This is a genomic window from Pseudomonas sp. GW823-FHT04A03 (assembly GCF_058796615.1).
Window position 1 is genome coordinate 103,952 of the sequence record NZ_JBXAIV010000007.1, and the last position, 16,584, is coordinate 120,535.

General features: G+C 62.2%; 17 protein-coding genes and 1 pseudogene. 9 read left to right on the forward strand and 9 right to left on the reverse strand.

Annotated features, from left to right (window positions below; genetic code table 11):
- Nucleotides 1–168 precede the first annotated feature (168 nt).
- From codA to AC1Q9F_RS18605, 5 genes are all read right to left on the reverse strand, one after another.
- On the reverse strand, nt 169–1,410 hold the full coding sequence (gene codA / locus AC1Q9F_RS18585) for a cytosine deaminase (protein ID WP_207983379.1): 1,242 nt from the start codon (nt 1,408–1,410) through the stop codon (nt 169–171).
- Between the two features lie 13 nt (nt 1,411–1,423).
- Nucleotides 1,424–2,695 carry a cytosine permease gene (codB, locus tag AC1Q9F_RS18590; RefSeq protein ID WP_007955938.1) on the reverse strand — a complete coding sequence of 424 codons (1,272 nt, stop codon included), beginning with the start codon at nt 2,693–2,695 and terminating at the stop codon, nt 1,424–1,426.
- Between the two features lie 173 nt (nt 2,696–2,868).
- On the reverse strand, nt 2,869–3,681 hold the full coding sequence (locus AC1Q9F_RS18595) for an alpha/beta fold hydrolase (RefSeq protein ID WP_492620596.1): 813 nt from the start codon (nt 3,679–3,681) through the stop codon (nt 2,869–2,871).
- Nucleotides 3,682–3,766: 85 nt separating this feature from the next.
- Entirely contained in the window at nt 3,767–4,123 is a 357-nt protein-coding gene (queD, locus tag AC1Q9F_RS18600) for a 6-carboxytetrahydropterin synthase QueD (protein ID WP_007955941.1), read from the reverse strand.
- An 86-nt stretch (nt 4,124–4,209) separates the two neighbouring features.
- Nucleotides 4,210–5,289 carry a patatin-like phospholipase family protein gene (locus AC1Q9F_RS18605; RefSeq protein ID WP_127798929.1) on the reverse strand — a complete coding sequence of 360 codons (1,080 nt, stop codon included), beginning with the start codon at nt 5,287–5,289 and terminating at the stop codon, nt 4,210–4,212.
- 148 nt (nt 5,290–5,437) lie between these two features.
- On the opposite strand from AC1Q9F_RS18605, the gene AC1Q9F_RS18610 reads away from it, so the two are divergent.
- Genes AC1Q9F_RS18610 through AC1Q9F_RS18625 form a run of 4 tightly spaced genes read left to right on the forward strand, consistent with a single transcriptional unit; the run spans nt 5,438 to nt 8,057 of the window.
- Nucleotides 5,438–5,749, forward strand: coding sequence for a PepSY domain-containing protein (locus tag AC1Q9F_RS18610; protein WP_179694325.1), 312 nt, complete (start codon nt 5,438–5,440; stop codon nt 5,747–5,749).
- Nucleotides 5,749–6,075, forward strand: coding sequence for a PepSY domain-containing protein (locus tag AC1Q9F_RS18615; RefSeq protein ID WP_207983376.1), 327 nt, complete (start codon nt 5,749–5,751; stop codon nt 6,073–6,075). The genes AC1Q9F_RS18610 and AC1Q9F_RS18615 overlap by 1 nt, the downstream gene beginning before the upstream one ends.
- A 3-nt stretch (nt 6,076–6,078) precedes the next feature.
- The gene (locus AC1Q9F_RS18620; protein WP_011335105.1) at nt 6,079–6,747 is read left to right on the forward strand and encodes a response regulator transcription factor; all 669 of its coding nucleotides are present in this window, start codon (nt 6,079–6,081) and stop codon (nt 6,745–6,747) included.
- Nucleotides 6,744–8,057, forward strand: a complete 1,314-nt coding sequence (locus AC1Q9F_RS18625; protein WP_492620597.1) for a sensor histidine kinase — start codon at nt 6,744–6,746, stop codon at nt 8,055–8,057. Before AC1Q9F_RS18620 ends, AC1Q9F_RS18625 begins: the two co-directional genes overlap by 4 nt.
- A 39-nt stretch (nt 8,058–8,096) precedes the next feature.
- Here AC1Q9F_RS18625 and AC1Q9F_RS18630 read toward each other — a convergent pair whose 3' ends face one another.
- Nucleotides 8,097–8,852: a methyl-accepting chemotaxis protein gene (locus tag AC1Q9F_RS18630; protein WP_371807414.1), complete on the reverse strand. Its 756-nt coding sequence runs from the start codon at nt 8,850–8,852 to the stop codon at nt 8,097–8,099.
- A gap of 102 nt (nt 8,853–8,954) precedes the next feature.
- A pseudogene (locus AC1Q9F_RS18635) lies at nt 8,955–10,343 on the reverse strand (PDC sensor domain-containing protein); the annotation flags it as partial.
- Between the two features lie 215 nt (nt 10,344–10,558).
- Here AC1Q9F_RS18635 and AC1Q9F_RS18640 point away from each other — a divergent pair.
- Both AC1Q9F_RS18640 and ctpM read left to right on the forward strand, forming a co-directional pair.
- Nucleotides 10,559–11,878 carry a Na+/H+ antiporter family protein gene (locus tag AC1Q9F_RS18640; protein ID WP_492620598.1) on the forward strand — a complete coding sequence of 440 codons (1,320 nt, stop codon included), beginning with the start codon at nt 10,559–10,561 and terminating at the stop codon, nt 11,876–11,878.
- A gap of 90 nt (nt 11,879–11,968) precedes the next feature.
- On the forward strand, nt 11,969–13,651 hold the full coding sequence (gene ctpM / locus AC1Q9F_RS18645; protein ID WP_085608276.1) for a methyl-accepting chemotaxis protein CtpM: 1,683 nt from the start codon (nt 11,969–11,971) through the stop codon (nt 13,649–13,651).
- A 21-nt stretch (nt 13,652–13,672) separates the two neighbouring features.
- Here the strand turns inward: ctpM and AC1Q9F_RS18650 are convergent, their stop codons facing one another.
- Complete coding sequence (locus AC1Q9F_RS18650; RefSeq protein ID WP_492620599.1) at nt 13,673–14,608, reverse strand: LysR family transcriptional regulator; 936 nt, start codon at nt 14,606–14,608, stop codon at nt 13,673–13,675.
- A gap of 111 nt (nt 14,609–14,719) precedes the next feature.
- Between AC1Q9F_RS18650 and AC1Q9F_RS18655 the strand changes: the two genes are divergently transcribed.
- The 3 genes from AC1Q9F_RS18655 (at nt 14,720) to AC1Q9F_RS18665 (ending at nt 16,276) form a co-directional block, all read left to right on the forward strand.
- Entirely contained in the window at nt 14,720–15,208 is a 489-nt protein-coding gene (locus AC1Q9F_RS18655) for a DMT family transporter (protein WP_039770247.1), read from the forward strand.
- A gap of 3 nt (nt 15,209–15,211) precedes the next feature.
- Entirely contained in the window at nt 15,212–15,667 is a 456-nt protein-coding gene (locus tag AC1Q9F_RS18660) for a DMT family transporter (protein ID WP_127798915.1), read from the forward strand.
- Nucleotides 15,668–16,108: 441 nt separating this feature from the next.
- Nucleotides 16,109–16,276, forward strand: a complete 168-nt coding sequence (locus AC1Q9F_RS18665; RefSeq protein ID WP_074689145.1) for a metallothionein — start codon at nt 16,109–16,111, stop codon at nt 16,274–16,276.
- 23 nt (nt 16,277–16,299) lie between these two features.
- Here the strand turns inward: AC1Q9F_RS18665 and AC1Q9F_RS18670 are convergent, their stop codons facing one another.
- Nucleotides 16,300–16,572: a hypothetical protein gene (locus AC1Q9F_RS18670; protein WP_492620600.1), complete on the reverse strand. Its 273-nt coding sequence runs from the start codon at nt 16,570–16,572 to the stop codon at nt 16,300–16,302.
- Between the last annotated feature and the right edge of the window lie 12 nt (nt 16,573–16,584).

The window sequence follows — 16,584 nt, forward strand, 5'->3', positions numbered from 1 at the left end:
CAGCGAAAACCAGGCGAAATGGTGAAGTCCCTTTCATGGTCGTCCCCCCGGGAACGATGGGTCCCTTGGGGCTTACTGTGAGCCGGCTCGCAGCGGTTGTCGCCTGTCAGATCTGACAGTCTGGCACTATCCTTTCGCGATAAACCCGCTGCGAACCATAACCGCCACTCAACCCTCCATGAACTCCACCACCGGCATCTGCCGCTTCATCAGCACCTTGCCGTTGCGGATCGAATACAGCGGCAGGCCCTGGCTGCGGATCACTTCGTAATCGCTGTCCGCCGACAGGATCAGCAGGTTGGCCGGGCGGCCCTGTTCCAGGCCGTAGCGTTCACCGAGGTGCATGGCTTTGGCGCTGTTGTCGGTGACCAGATCCAGCGCGCTTTGCAGGTTGCGGTAGCCGAGCATGTGGCAGATGTGCAGGCCGGCTTCGAGCACGCGCAGGATGTTGCCGTTGCCCAGCGGATACCACGGATCGACGATCGAATCCTGACCGAAGCAGACGTTCATGCCGGCTTCGAGCAGCTCGTTCACGCGTGTCACGCCACGGCGTTTCGGGAAGGTGTCGAAGCGCCCTTGCAGGTGAATGCTTTCGGTCGGGCAGGAGACAAAACTGATCCCCGAATGCCCGAGCAGGCGGAACAGTTTGGCGCAGTAGGCGTTGTCGTAGGAGCCCATCGCGGTGGTGTGGCTGGCGGTCACGAGGGCGCCCATGTCGCGGCTGCGGGCCTCCTCGGCCAGCACTTCGAGGAAGCGCGAATGCGGGTCGTCGGTTTCGTCGCAATGCACGTCCACCAGACAACCGGTGCGCTCGGCCAGGTCCATCAGGAACTTCACCGAGCTGACGCCTTGGTCGCGGGTGTACTCGAAATGCGGAATCCCGCCGACCACGTCCGCGCCCATGCGGATGGCTTCTTCCATCAGCTCGCGACCATTGCGGAACGACTCGATGCCTTCCTGGGGGAACGCGACGATTTGCAGGTCGATCAGATGACGGCTTTCCTCGCGCACTTCGAGCATCGCCTTGAGTGCGGTGAGTTGCGGGTCGGTGACGTCGACGTGGGTGCGCACGTGCTGGATGCCGTGGGCGGCCAGGGTCTGAATGGTTTTCTTGGCCCGGGTCTTGGTGTCTTCCTGGGTGATGGTGACCTTGCGCTCGCCCCAGCACTCGATGCCTTCGAACAGCGTGCCGCTCATGTTCCAGCGCGGCTCGCCGGCGGTCAGGGTGGCGTCGAGGTGAATGTGCGGCTCGACGAAGGGCGGCACCACCAGATTGCCGCCGGCGTCGAGGTCGTCCGGGCCCAGGGTCGGCGCTTCGGTCTGGCGCGCGATGCTGCGGATCAGGCCGTCTTCGAGGTGCAATTCGTGCAGACCTTCCTGGTTGCGCAGTCGGGCGTTGATGATGTGCATCGGGCGAATCCTTTTATAGATCTTGTAGAGGGGCGGCCGCGTTGCGGGCGCCGAGCAGGCCGGTCACTGCGATATACGTTAACGCGGCAACGGCGATCCCGACCAGCGGCGCGACCCACGGCGAGCCGAATGCCGCGACGGTCCCGGCCGCGTAAGCCGCGAGCCCCGGCCAGTTGAACGCCGGTAACCGTGCGTCGGCCAGACGCGGATAGCGCCCGCGCCAGCGGAAGAAAAAGTCCGCCATGATCACGCCGCCAATCGGCGGAATCACCGTGCCGAGCAGGATCAGATAAGGCACCAGCATGTCGTACATGCCCAGCAGCGCGAGCGCCGTGCCGATCACGGCACCGACCAGGGTCACGGTCTTGCGGCGCCCGGTGCGCAGCAGATTGCAGCCGGCGACGGCGAAGTTGTAGATGGTGTTGTCCTGGGTACTCCAGATGTTCAGCAGCAGCATCGCCATCGCCGCCATGGCGAAGCCTTGCAACAGCAGCACTTCGACCACGTCGGGCTGTTGATAGACGATTGCGCCATAGGCGCCGATCAGCACCATCAGGCCGTTGCCGATGAAAAAACCGATCAGGCTGGCCAGCACCGCGACCCGTGCCGAGCGCGAAAATCGCGTCCAGTTGGTGGCCTGGGTCGCGCCGCTGACGAAGGTGCCGAACACCAGCGTGATGGCGGTCGACCAGTCCAGCGAACCGCTGGGCACGACGCTGAGCAAGCCGTCGAGGCCGCCGACTTTCACGGTCGCGACCCACATCGACAGCATCAGCAGCAACATCATCGCCGGCACCGCGATGTACGACAGAATCTCCAGCCCGCGATAACCGACATACGCCGTGGCGCAGAACACCAGGCCGAACAGCACCATCAGCCCCAGCACCGTGGCTTCGTTCAAGTCGAAATACTTGCCGAGCACCACCGCCGCCGTCGCGGTGCCCCAGGCGTACCAGCCGATCTGGGTGAACCCGAGGATCAGGTCGCTGAGCTTGCTGCCGACTTCACCAAAACAGAAGCGCCCCATCAGCACCGAATTCAGCCCGCTTTTGAAGGCGATGTAACCGAGACCTGCGGCGTACACGCCGAGCAGCAGGTTGCCGATGACGATGACGGCGAGCATTTCGCCGAAGTTGAACGCCACACCGAGCTTGCCGCCGGCGAACATGGTCGCGGTGAAGAAGGTGAAGCCCAGCAGCACCATCGCCGTGGAGGCCAGGCCTTTGCGCGCGTGCATCGGGACTTCACTGAGGGGGTAATCGTTGCCGGGATCGTTTTGCGTCATGGGGGCGTTCCTTGCTGGAGAGGGGAGGACGCGAAGTGGTTGCAGCGGTCGTGCCAAACGCAATGTTGCGGGTATTTATAGACGAGGCACGGATGATCGGCGCGAAAGCAGTGCATTGGACGCTGCAACGAACCAAGTGGGAGCAGCTGTTCCCACAAGGTCACGGGATTGGATCAGAGGAACCGCAGCAGGGCGGCGACGATGGCTTCAGGCGCATCTTCCTGCACCAGATGCCCGGCATTCGGGATCGGATGAAACTGCGACCCCGGAATCATCTTGTGCAACTCGCGCCCGCGTTCGATGGGAATCCACTGATCTTCTTCGCCCCAGAGAATCTGCACCGGGCAACGGATCGTCGGGTACAGCGGCTGCGCCTCCAGCGTGTAGCGCTGATCCATCTGCGCGATCTGCCGGTAGAACGCCGCTTGCCCCGGATCGCCCAGCCACGGCTGTACGTAGGGCGCCAGTTCATCATCGGGAATATCCCGGTGAATCGCCCCGCGAATGTAGGTCGGCACGATGGCGCGCTGGATGTAATCCGGCAGGCCGCTGAACGCCGTTTCATGCTGGCGCACGTGCTGCACGAACGGCGACCCCCAGGGCGTCAGCGCCACCGGGTCGATCAGGGTCAGGCTGCGGTAATCCTTGCCGTTGAGCAGATGCGCGCGCAGCACGGTGGCGCCGCCGAAGTCGTGGGCAACCACGTCCGGGCGTTGCAGATTCCAGTGATCGAGCAACCGCGCGAGCAAATCGTTCTGCACGCCGAGGGAGACATCGGCGTCCGGTTGTTCGGATTGGCCGTAGCCCAGCAGGTCGAAGTAATGCACCCGATGTGTGGCGAAAAAGTACGGCGCGATGCGGTGCCACACGTAGGAAGAGAAGGGCGTGCCGTGCACGAACACCAGCGGCGGGCCGTCGCCGCGCACCCCGTGGCGAATCTGTCGCCCGTTGAAATCAAAGACCTGATCCAGCAGCCAGTCCGTCATGGGCCTGTCCTCTTGGCGGGTTCGAGCCAAAAAGCATAGGCGTAAAAAAACCACCGGTCTCGGTGGTTTTTTTGTGTCGCGGGAATTACTCGCCGCGATAGATGCAACCGCTGGTGCAGGTCTCGTGGATGCGGATCGCACTGAGTTCCGGCAGCAGGGGCTTCAACTCATTCCAGATGAATTTGGCCAGCACTTCGCTGGTCGGGTTCTCGAGGCCCGGAATGTCGTTGAGGTAGTTGTGGTCCAGACGCTCGTACAGCGGCTTGAAAATCGCCTTGATCTCGGAGAAATCACGGATCCAGCCGGTGTGCGGGTCGAGGTCGCCGCTCAGGTGAATCGCCACTTTGAACGAGTGTCCGTGCAGGCGTCCGCACTTGTGGCCGTCCGGTACGTGGGGCAGGCGGTGGGCGGATTCGAAGGTGAACTCTTTGAAAATTTCCACAGTGATTTCAGCTCTGTTCAGATGGCGTTCGCCGCAGCGAATTCGGGCAGGCGGCGAGTTTACCAGCTTGTCCAGGGCTGTGCTGACTAAAGGGTCAGCAAGCGCTCGGCGAGGCGACCATTGGCAGTCAGCTCAAGGAATTCGTCGCCCATCCGGCGGCTCTCGTCCATCGCCGCGCGCCAGTATTTCTGCCGGCTCGGCGCATCGCCCATGAAGCGCTTGAAATCGTTACGGTCGGGGAGTTTGCCGTAGGGCAGACGCGCCAGGTATTCCTTTGACGGGGCCAGCAACAGCACGTCCTGCAAGCGTTCCACCGAAGCTTTGCGCCACGGCAGGGTCTTGTCGAACCAGCCTGGAATCACCCGGTCGGTGAAGTGCGGATAGAGCACGATGCCGTCGCCGCTGTAGGGCAGGTCGAGGTGATAGTCGAGCAGACCGCCGTCGCGGAACGTGCCGGCCCCGGCGCCCGGCAGGTCGCGCACGCCTTCCATGACCATCGGAATCGAACCCGAGGCCAGCAGCGCCTGACGCAGGTTGCCGGCGTCGAGGGCGACGAAGCGCGACGGGAAGTCATTCAGCGCATGCACCGGCGGCGCGAGGCGCGGGTCGTGGATGATCAGCCGTTCGAAGTGTCGCGACAGCCGCGCACGGCCCCGCAGGTTGTCAGCGATCACCGAGCCCAGCGCCAGTCCGAGCCGGCCGCGATGGTCGTCCGCCAGCCCGCCGTGGCTTTTGACCACCATGATGTTCAAGCGGTAGTGGGCGTTGTCGAGCAGCAGCGCATCGCGGCCGTCGAGCAGGTCATCGAGCATGCGCTGCGAACTGCGGCTGACGTCGCCGATGGTCACGCCTTTGTTGAAGTTCTGCTCGGTGTACAGATGACCGAGGCGGCGGATGCCTTCGGCGGCGTCCGGCAAACAGGCACTGGCGAAGCGCCAGGAACCCACCGACGCCCCGATCAGCGAGCGCTCGCGCGGTGCCGCCGGCAACCACTCGCCGAACAACGCCAGATCCAGCCCCTGAATTCCCAGCGCCTTCGGCCCACCGGCAGCGCCGGGCAGAGTGCCGACGTCGGCGGCGTTCAGGCCTTGGGCACGAATGCGCGCCATGGCCCGGGGGCCGGCCTTGAGGGTCAGGGAAGGGAACTTGATGTGAATGGCGGTCATACCGGTCTCGATCGTTAGCAAGCGAAAGATTATAAGCACATGTTGCCGTGGCTGCAGGAGCAGACCCCATGATGGCCATTCAGTTTCAGTTAAGTTCGCACCGTTAAGGTGCCCGTCAAGGAAGCAACACCCACAGACGGAGACCTCCATGAAAATCCTCGCGAGCCTGTTCATCGCGTTCCTGCTCTTCGGTCTCACCGCCAACCGCGCCCATACCTGCGACCTGCACGCAGATGAAGCCCGGAAACTGATCGACGCTGGTACCATTGTGCCGATTGAAACCGTCAAGGCCACGGCCATGGCTCGCCATCCGGATTCGACCCTGATCGACGTCGAACTGGAAAAGCGCTATGGCATTTACCTGTATCAGATCGAGCTGAAAGACTCGCAAGGTGTGGAATGGGAGCTGGAACTGGACGCAAGCGACGGGCTGCTGCGCAAGGACCATCAGGACACTTAATGAAATTGTTTTTGCCTTATTCATCGACGCGCGCCACGGGCTTTCTGGCCCTGGCGCTCGTTGCATTCTGCTCGGTAACGCTGGCACGCGACCTCAATCAGGACGAAGCCCTGCGCCTGCGTCAGCAAGGCGTGATTCTGCCGCTGGAGCAAGTGCTGCATAACGCGATGGCGCGCTACCCCGGCGCAAAGCTGCTGGAAGCCGAGCTCGAAGAGAAGCACGACGTCTACATTTATGAAGTCGAGCTGCTGACCGTCGACGGCGTGGCCCGCGAGCTGCATTTCGAGGCCGCCACCGGCAACCTGATCAAAGACAAGGAAGATTGACCGATGCGCTTGCTTCTGGTGGAAGACCACGTACCACTGGCCGACGAACTGCTCGCCGGCCTGCAACGTCAGGGCTACGCGGTGGACTGGCTGGCGGACGGGCGCGATGCGGTCTATCAGGGCAGCAGCGAGCCCTATGACCTGATCGTCCTCGACCTCGGTCTGCCCGGCGTGCCGGGGCTTGAGGTGCTGGCGCAATGGCGTGCCGGCGGTCTGACGATTCCGGTGCTGATCCTCACCGCCCGTGATTCCTGGGCCGAGCGCATCGAGGGCCTGAAGGCCGGTGCCGACGATTACCTGACCAAACCCTTCCACCCGGAAGAGTTGTACCTGCGGATCCAGTCGCTGCTGCGACGCTCCAAGGGCCAGGCCAACCAACCGACACTCAAGGCCGCAGGGCTGCACCTGGACGAGGGCCGCCAGTGTGTCGTGCGTGACGGCGCCGACATTCAATTGACCGCCGCTGAATTCCGCCTGCTGCGCTATTTCATGCTGCACCCGGAACAGATCCTTTCCAAAAGCCACTTGGCCGAACACCTCTACGACGGTGAGACCGAGCGCGATTCCAACGTGCTTGAAGTCCACGTCAATCACCTGCGACGCAAACTCGGCAAAAGCGTGATCGAAACCCGTCGCGGTCAGGGTTATCTGTTTGGCGGACAGGCTTCGTGAGATCGATCCAGCGCCGTCTGAGCCTGGGTCTGATCAGTGTGATGGTGATCGTCGGCCTGGTGCTGGCGCAAACCAGCCTGTGGCTGTTCGAAGTGGGTTTGCAGCGTTATCTCGAAGCGGGTCTGCGCAACGACAGTGAAAACCTGCTGGTGGCACTGGTGCGCGGCCCGCAGGGTTTGCAACTGGACGAGCGACATCTGTCGCCGGCCTATCAGCGGCCGTTTTCCGGGCATTATTTCCGTATCGATTTCGCCGACAGCCACTGGCGTTCGCGCTCGCTGTGGGATCAGGAACTGCCGATGCTCGAACGTCCGGGCCTGCACAGCAATCTGCAACTGGGGCCGGACGGTCAGCAACTGTTGGTGCTGCGTTCGGACTACCGACGGCTCGGCCAGTCGATTTCCATCAGCGTGGCCCAGGATTACACGCCGGTGCGCGAGAGCTTCCAGCGCATGCGGCAGATCGGTCTGGGGCTCGGGTTGGCGGGTCTTCTGCTGATCCTGATTCTGCAACGGCTGACCGTACGCCGGGCGTTGCGGCCGTTGGAAAAGGCTCGCGAACAAATCGCCCAGTTGCAACAGGGCCAGCGTTCACAACTCGATGAACAGGTACCGGCGGAGCTGGAACCGCTGGTGGCGCAGATCAACCATTTGCTGGCGCACACTGAAGACAGCCTGAAGCGTTCGCGCAATGCCCTGGGCAATCTCGGGCACGCGCTGAAAACCCCGTTGGCGGTGCTGCTCAGTCTGGCGTCGAGTGAAAGGCTCGACGCGCACCCGGAACTGCGCAAGATTCTCAAGGAACAACTGGAACAGGTTCAGCAACGACTGAACCGCGAGCTCAACCGTGCGCGGCTCTCTGGCGATGCGTTGCCGGGAGCGTTGTTCGATTGCGATGCAGAGCTGCCGGGGCTGCTGTCGACGTTGAACATGATCCACGGCGAGCATCTGGAACTGAGTTACATGGCGCCGCCGGGCCTGCAATTGCCGTGGGATCGTGAGGATCTGCTGGAACTGCTCGGCAACCTGCTGGACAACGCCTGCAAATGGGCGGATGCCGAGGTGCGGCTGAGCGTGGTCGAGACGGCTGAAGGTTTTGTGCTGAGCGTGGAAGACGACGGGCCGGGAATTCCCGAGGCGCAGCGGGCTCAGGTGTTCAGCCGGGGAACGCGGCTGGATGAGCAGACCCATGGGCATGGGCTGGGGCTGGGGATTGTGCGGGATATTGTCGAGACGTGGGGTGGTGTGCTGGTGTTGGGGGAAAGTGAGTGGGGTGGGTTGAAGGTGGAGATTCAGTTGCCTCGGCGGTGAGCCCGCCCCCACAAGGTTTGTGGTGAGCGGGCTTGAGCGTCAGACGCGGAACTGATCCATCAAACTCTGCTGCTGATTCGCCAGGCTATTGAGCGACTGACTCACCCGCGCCGATTCATTCGCCTGCCCTGACAGCGACTCCGTCACATCACGAATCGTCGCCACGTTGTTGTTGATCTCTTCAGCCACCGCGCTCTGCTCTTCGGCAGCGCTGGCGATCTGCAGGTTCATGTCGCTGATCACCGTCACCGCATCGCCGATCTGACGCAGCGCGGTCACGGCCTGGCCGACCTGTTCGACGCTGCCCTGGGCCTGACGATGGCTGTTGCCCATCGAACCGACCACGTCCTGGGTGCCGTTCTGCAATTGCTCGATCACCTGGCGGGTTTCTTCCACCGACTCTTGAGTGCGGCGGGCGAGGTTGCGCACTTCGTCGGCGACTACCGCAAAACCGCGACCGGCTTCACCGGCACGAGCCGCTTCGATAGCGGCGTTGAGGGCCAGCAGGTTGGTCTGTTCGGCGATGGCGCGGATGGTTTCCAGCACGGTGCCGATTTTCTCGCTGTTGGCGGCCAGTCCTTCGACCTGCACCATCGCTGCGCTCATATCGGCGGCGAGGGTGTCGATGCTGGCGGTGGTGCGGTCGATCACGGTCAGGCCCTGACGGGTGGCGCGATCGGCATCCTTGGCGGCTTCGGCAGCTTGCGCCGCGCTGCGGGCTACGTCCTGGGCGGTGGCGCTCATTTCGTGGGACGCGGTGGCGACCTGATCAACCTGACGGTATTGCTGCTCCATGCCGGCGCTGGTCTGGGTCGCGATTGCGGAAGACTGGTCGGCGGTGTTGCGTGCATCCTGCACCGAGCGTTTCACCTCGGCGATGATCGGTTGCAGCTTGTCGAGGAAGCGGTTGAACCAGCCGGCCAGTTGACCGAGCTCATCCTTCTTGTCGTAGGCCAGACGACGGGTCAGGTCGCCTTCGCCGCTGGCGATGTCTTCCAGCATGTGCGCTACGCCGAGGATCGGTTTGGTCACACTGCGGGCCATCAGCCACACCAAGAGCAGGCCGATCAGCGCGGCGATTACGCCCAGGCTCAGTTCGATCAGCGTGCCCGAGGTGTTGCTGGCATCCAGTTGTTGCTTGAGGGCTTCGGCGCGGCTTACCAGCACTTTCTCCGGCACATCGAGCAGCACGCCCCACGACGGCCCGCCGGGAATCGGCTGGAACGGCGACAGCACTTTCAGCCGTTCGTTGCTGTGCAGGCTGCTGACAGTGTGGCTCGAAGCGAGCAGGCGCAGCAGTTCGGCGCCGCTGGTGGTGTCCACGGCATCCAGGCGCTGGCTGAGTTTGTTGGCGTCCGGGCTGTAACCGGCGAGCAGGCCGGCGGGGCTGATGATGCTCACGGCGGTCTGGCCGTCATAGAGCTTTTTGCTGGCGCTCTGGCTGATCGCTTGCAGGCTGTTGAGGTTGATGTCCACCGACAGCGAGGCGATGACTTTGCCGTTGACCATCAGCGGGAACACGATGCTGGTCATCAGCACCTTTTGCCCGTCGATCACATAGAAGTAGGGTTCGATCACGCACGGCTTGAGCGTGGTGCGCGGGCAGGTGAACCAGGCGTTGGCGGCCTGGCCGCTGGGGCCGGTGCTGGTGTCGGCCATGTCACTTTCCGGCAGTGCCATCGAGGTCACTTTGCCCGGCGTCGGCTGCGACCAGTACAGGGCGAAACGACCCTTGTCGTTGCTGCCCAGTTCAGCCTGGCCGGCAAACAGTTCGTCCTTGCCGTCCAGCGCGTTGGCTTCGAACACCAGCGACAGGCCGAGCAGATCCGGGTTGGCCTGCAGCGCCGATTTCACCTGACGGGTCATGTCTTCGCGCAGGTCGAAGGCATCGAGGAAGCGCTTCTCGGCCTGTTCGCGCAGGAACAGCACCTGACGCGAGAAACCGTGGCCATATTGATAGGCGTCCATGAACTGCTGGCGAATGCCCGCCGCTTGAACCTCGCCCTGGGATTCGATGCGAGCCTGGGCCGATTCGGTGAGCATTTCCATGCTCGAAGCTTTCACCAGTTCGGAACTGTGCTCCATGCGATACAGCGAAAGACCCACCAACAGGGTCACGATACCGGCCAGGCAGAGCCCGGCGAGCAGGGTGATTTTCCATTGGATGGAAAGTTGTCTGAGCGACATGGAGACGTCCTTATTCGATAAATATCTGAGACTTTGCACTGTAACGGCCGCGTTTCGACTTTCTTTATGGTGCAAATGCAATATGGCGAATTGACGCATGTTGTGGCGGATATGCCGTCTTCAGCGCTTTGATCATGCAAAGTTACACAGTGGCGCGACCGCTCGCTTTGACACTGCGCCCGCTCTGCGGCACAGTGCGCGCCCTTCTAATAAGACCCTCTATGCAAATCCGCTGGCGACCCTCGTGGCTTGCCGGCCGGACTCATCCTGTCTGGCGGTGAATGGCTTTACCGTCGTGTTTTTGAGGTAGTGAAATGAATGCAGTGATTGCTGCGGTCGGCGTCATGCTGATCCTCAGCCTGTCCCGGGTGCATGTGGTGATCGCGTTGATCGTCGGTGCGCTGGTCGGTGGCCTGACCGGTGGTCTGGGCATCGACGCCACGCTCAAGGCTTTCAACAGTGGCCTGGGTGGCGGGGCGACAGTGGCGTTGTCCTACGCGTTGCTCGGCGCTTTCGCCGTGGCGATTGCCAAGTCCGGCCTGGCCCACGCGCTGGCCGACAAGGCTCTGGCGATGGTCGACCGCCAGCATGCGACCGGTGGCGGCAGCGTCAAATGGATGCTGATCGGCCTGCTGTGGGTGGTGGCGATCGCTTCGCAGAACATCCTGCCGATTCACATTGCGTTCATTCCGCTGCTGGTGCCGCCGCTTTTATATGTACTGACCAAGCTGCAACTGGACCGCCGGCTGATCGCCTGCGTCATGACCTTCGGCCTGATCACGCCGTACATGGTGTTTCCGGTCGGTTTCGGCAACATCTTCCTCAATCAGATCCTGCTGGCCAACGTCAGCAAGGCTGGTGTGGACATCAGCCAGATCAACGTCATGCACGCCATGGCGATTCCGGCGGCGGGCATGGTCTTCGGCCTGTTGCTGGCGGTGTTCTTCAGCTACCGCAAAAAGCGTATCTATGACCTGGAAAAGATCGAGCAGGTGGAGCAGGTCAGCGTCGCCTACAACCCGATGACGATCGGCATTGCCGGTCTGGCCATTGCGGCGGCGTTCATCATTCAGTTGCTGCTGGATTCGATGATTATCGGCGCGCTGGCCGGGTTCCTGATCTTCTCGGCGTCGGGCATCGTCAAGTGGCGTGAGACCGATGACCTGTTCACCGAAGGCATGAAGATGATGGCGATGATCGGCTTCATCATGATCTCCGCCTCGGGCTTTGCCGAAGTGCTCAAGGCCACCGGCGAAGTGCGTTCGCTGGTTGAAAGCGCGGCGGCGTGGATCGATCACAGCCAGGCCATCGGCGCGCTGCTGATGTTGCTGGTGGGGCTGATGGTGACCATCGGCATCGGATCTTCGTTTTCCACGGTGCCGATTCTGGCAGCGATCTTTGTGCCGCTGTGCGTGCAACTGGGTTTCAGCCCGATGGCGATCGTCTGCATCGTCGGCACCGCCGGGGCGCTGGGTGACACCGGTTCGCCGGCCTCGGACTCGACTCTCGGCCCGACCTCCGGCCTGAACGTCGACGGCCAGCATCATCACATCTGGGACACCGTGGTTCCGACCTTCCTGCACTACAACCTGCCGCTGCTGGCGTTTGGCTGGGTGGCCGCGATGGTCCTGTAACACTACCCCTGCGGGGACTCACTCAACTTTTGTTCCGGTGTGCCGTTAAAGCCTTTATCCACGCCAATAAAACCAAAAGAGTGAGCCCCCATGCGCCTGAGTCTCAAGGCTAAAGTCCTGTCCCTTGCCGTCCTTCCGGTCTTGCTCTTTGCGCTGGTGATCAGCCTGACCACGCTGTTCATCCTTCAGGAACAGGCGCGCAAGGAGGTCGAACAGACCCGCGAACGCCTGCTCGGCGACGCCAAGGCCACTCTGGCCAGCTATGTCGCGGTGGCCATGACCACCATCAAACCGTTGTACGACGCCGCCGCCCCCGGTGATGCCGATGCGCGGGCGCAGGTGATCAAGCTGCTGTCGAGCATCAAGTACGGCAAGGACGGTTACTTCTTCGGCTACGACTCCGAGACCGTGCGCCTGTTCAAGGCCAACGACCCCGAAGGCGTGGGCAAAAGCTTCAAGGACAACCGCGACCCGAACGGCGTCTACGTCAACCGCGATCTGGTGAAGGTCGCGAAGGACGGCACTCACTACCTGCAATACAGCTCGCCGTTGCCGGGCAACGCGCAAGTGCTGGTGCCGAAACTCGGCTACACCGAATACCTGGCGAAGTGGGACATGGCGGTCGGTACGTCGGTCAACCTTGATGGCATCGAAGCGCAAGTGGCAGTGGTCGAGGCCAAGGTGCAGGAGCGCATGCAGGGCGTGGTGCTGAGCATCGTCGGCGTGGCGGTGGTGGTGCTGCTGGTGATCGCGGCAGCGGGGATGCTGCTGGCCAACACCATCCTGCGACCGCTGACCCTGATGAAAGCCAACCTCGATGACATCGCGGCGGGCGAGGGCGACCTGACCCGGCGCCTGACCATCACCAGCCAGGACGAACTCGGCGAACTGGCCGGCTCGTTCAACCGTTTCGTCGACAAGATCCACGGCCTGGTGCGGCAGATCACCGAGATGACGTCGCAACTGACCGGCTTGGTGACCCAAGTGTCGGATCAGGCCCAGCGCTCCGATCAGGCCATGGAGCGTCAGCGCCACGAAACTGATCAGGTCGCCACGGCAATCAACGAAATGTCCGCTGCCGCTCAGGAAGTTGCCAAGAGCGCACAGAACGCCGCCGTCGCCGCGCAGCAGACCGACGAAGAAGGCCAGACCGCCAAGCGGGTGGTCGCCGGCAGCATCAAGCAGATTCATGCGCTGGTGGACGACATCCGCAGCAGCGGCGTGTCCCTCGACAGCCTGCAGCAGGACGTGTCGTCGATTGTCGGCGTGCTCGGGGTGATCCGTTCGATTGCCGAACAGACCAACCTGCTGGCGCTCAATGCTGCGATCGAAGCAGCGCGGGCCGGTGAAGCCGGGCGCGGGTTTGCGGTGGTGGCGGATGAAGTGCGGGCGCTGGCTTCGCGCACGCAGATCAGCACGCAGGAAATTCAGGGGATGATCGATCGCTTGCAGGCGGGGACGCAGTCGGCGGTTGAAGCGATGCGTCGTTCCAGTGAGGCGGGTGACGGGACGTCGGCTCAGGCCAATCAGGCAGGCGCGTCGCTGGATGCGATGGCGGATCTGATTGCGACCATCAACTCGATGAACGCGCAGATTGCCAGTGCTGCCGAGGAGCAGACGGCGGTGGCGGAAGAGATCAACCGCAGCGTGCATCAGATTGCGGTGGCGGTGGATAACGTGGCGGATGAGACCCAGTTGGGGGCGCAGACTTCACGGAGTCTGGCTGACCTGGGGCAGCGGCTTGGGAAGTTGGTGGGGCAGTTCCGTATCTGACGGCGTTGTAGGGACAGACCATCACGGTCTGTCCCAATAAGGAACCTCCCCAAAACACTCGATAAAAAAGTCGATGACCGTCCGCACCTTCACCGACAACCGCCGACTCCCCGGCCACAGCACCGAAATCTGCTGCGGCTCCACACTGTTCGACACCTGATAATCCCCCAACACCGGCACCAGCGTGCCCTCCCGCACCGCCTCGCCGATCAGCCATGACGGAAACATCACTACCCCCAGCCCTTGCACAGCGGCCTGGGTCAACGTGTCCGCATGGTTGCCGGTGATCGGGCCCTTGACTGCATACGGTGTCCACTCGCCCTGACCCTGACGGAAAAACCAGCGCTGCTGGCCGGTCGCGCCCTTGTAGGCCAGACACTGATGGCGGGCGAGGTCTTCGGGATGTTGTGGCGTGCCGAAGCGCTTGAGATACGCGGGGCTGGCCGCGACCTGAAAGCGGTGTGGCGCGAGGATCCGCGCCTGCATGCTTGAGTCGTGCAGCGGACCGATGCGGAACAGCAAGTCGGCGCCTTCCTGCAGCGGATCGATGTAGTGGTCGGTCTGCTGGATGTCCAGTTGCAGCTTCGGATAACGCTCGCACAAACGGCCGAGCCATGGCGTCAGGTGGCGCTGGCCGAACACCACCGGGGCGTTGATCCGCACCAGGCCGGTCGGTTCGCTTTGCTGTTCCTGCAACGCCTGTTCGGCCTCTTCCAGTTGCACCAGCACCAACCGCGCGTGGTGGCCGAGCATGCGCCCGGCCTCGGTCGGCGTGACCGCGCGGGTGTGGCGGTAGAGCAGTTGCTGGTTCAGCGCCTGCTCCATCAACTGGATCTGCCGGGAAATCGAGGAGGGCGCCACGCCCTCGCGGCGGGCGACTTCGGAAAAACTGCCGTGGTCGAGCACCGCAACAAACAGTCTTAGCGCCTTGAATCCCAGTTCGTTGAGCCCATGCATCGTGTGTCCTGCTGTGCGAGTTGCGCAAAAGTGTTGTCCGGATGCTCCCATTTATCGCACAGCTGCGCCAGCCGATAATCCGCGCCATCGTTTCCTTCAGAGGTTTTTCAGATGCAGTCGTTTGATGAAGTGAGTGCTGCGCCGGCCCCGGTGGCCCGGCCGGGTTTGCGTTTGTTGCTGTTGCCGCTGGTGATTCTGGCCGGCATGGGGCTGTCGGTTGAGGCTGGGTTGCTTGGGCCGTTGGGTGAGCAGGTCGGGCATTTGTGGGCGACCTTGAGCATCTTCGGGGTGGGTTCGGCGATTCTGTTTTTGTTGTTGCTGTTTGCGGGGCCGCAGAAGGGGCCGGCGCTGACGGATCTGCCGCGCTGGCAGTTGATTGGCGGGTTTCTGGGGCCGATGTATGTGGTGGTTTTGACGCTGGCGACGCCGCATATCGGGATTGCGATGACGATGATTGCGATTTTGTCGGGGCAGGTTGGCAAGAGTGTGTTGATTGACCATTTCGGGTGGTTTGGGGCTACGCGCAAGAAGGTCAATGCTGAGCGGTGGCTGGCGTTGGGGTTGATTGTGGCGGCTTTGGTTTTGATTGCGCGGGGGTGAGTGATGAGTCTGGTTATTTTGTTGGCGGTGGTGGTGTTGGCCGGTGCGGTGTTGAGTGTGCAGGCGGCGATCAATGGGCGTCTTGGGGAGACCGTTGGTGTGTTGCGCAGTAGTTTGTTGACGTTTGTCGTCGGCGCTGTGAGCACGGGGCTGCTGATTCTGTTTTTCGAACCGGCCCATGCGGTCAGCCTGCTGGATGTGCCGAAATGGCAGCTCAGCGGTGCTTTGTTCGGGGTGGTTTATATGATGGTGATGGTCGGTGCGGTACCGCGCGTTGGTACGGCCGTGGCCACGGTGGCGGTTATCGTCGGGCAGCTTGGAATGGGGATGCTGATCGATAATTTTGGGTGGTTGGGGAATCCGGCGATTGAGCTTTCGGGGGCGCGGGTTTTGGCGATGGTCTGTCTCGGGCTGGCGCTGGTATTCATGTATCGCAGTAGCGTTCGGCGGGTTGATTGAGTACATATCCGTTGCTGCGGTAACGGCTTCTTGGGGTTCCGCCCTTACGGCGGGTCACTTTTGGCAAACGCCCCAAAAGTAACCAAAAGGTCTGTGCCCTGACGTACGGCCCTCGCTGTGGCTCGGGTTCCTTCGCTCCGGGATTGATCCGGGGGCATCGCCTACGGTTTGCTTCGCTGCACCTCCTCTCGATGTGTTTGGCTTCGCCAAACGGTCGCTGCGCTCCCACCCCGGATCAATCCCTCCACTCAGCCTGCCGACGGGCCCTGCGATCAAAAGCGGTACTCGAGCTAACGCTCATCGTGGTGAGTGGTGGGGGGAGTTAGTGGTGGGGGAGTGAGTGGTTTGGTTGTTGGCTGGTTAGGTGATTTTCACCTTCTACACTGGTAGCACGGCTTGTTCTTTCGGCCTCAGACAACCACCACCAAAGGAGTCTGTTCCATGGCAGATAGAAAATGCGATTGTCCGGGATGTCGTTGCACGATCAAGGAGGGGGAGCATTCTTATGTGGCGCACGGGAAGCATTATTGCTGTGAAGCCTGTGCGCATCATCACAAGAGTGGTGAGGAGTGTTCTGGCAAGGGTTGCCAGTGCGCGCACCCGAAATAACGGGCTGCATAAAAAAGTGGAGCCTAATCAGGCTCCACTTGCAGTTTCAGGCTGTCGTCGTCCAGACGTTCGGTAAGGAGGACGGTGCCTTGCAGGCGTCGGCCGGAGACTCTGACGTCGACGGTAACGGCCTGCTCGAGGCCTTCCGGTTGCGGGGCCGGGACGCGCAGAGCGAAGCAGTAGGGGTCGTTTTCGACGGGTTCCAGGCCAACCGGGCAGTCGATGCTTCTGGTGACTCGGCCGGACTCGGTGTCTACGCCATAGTCCAAGTGCGCCGGACTGCTGATGGTCGTCATGTGTGTTCCCCC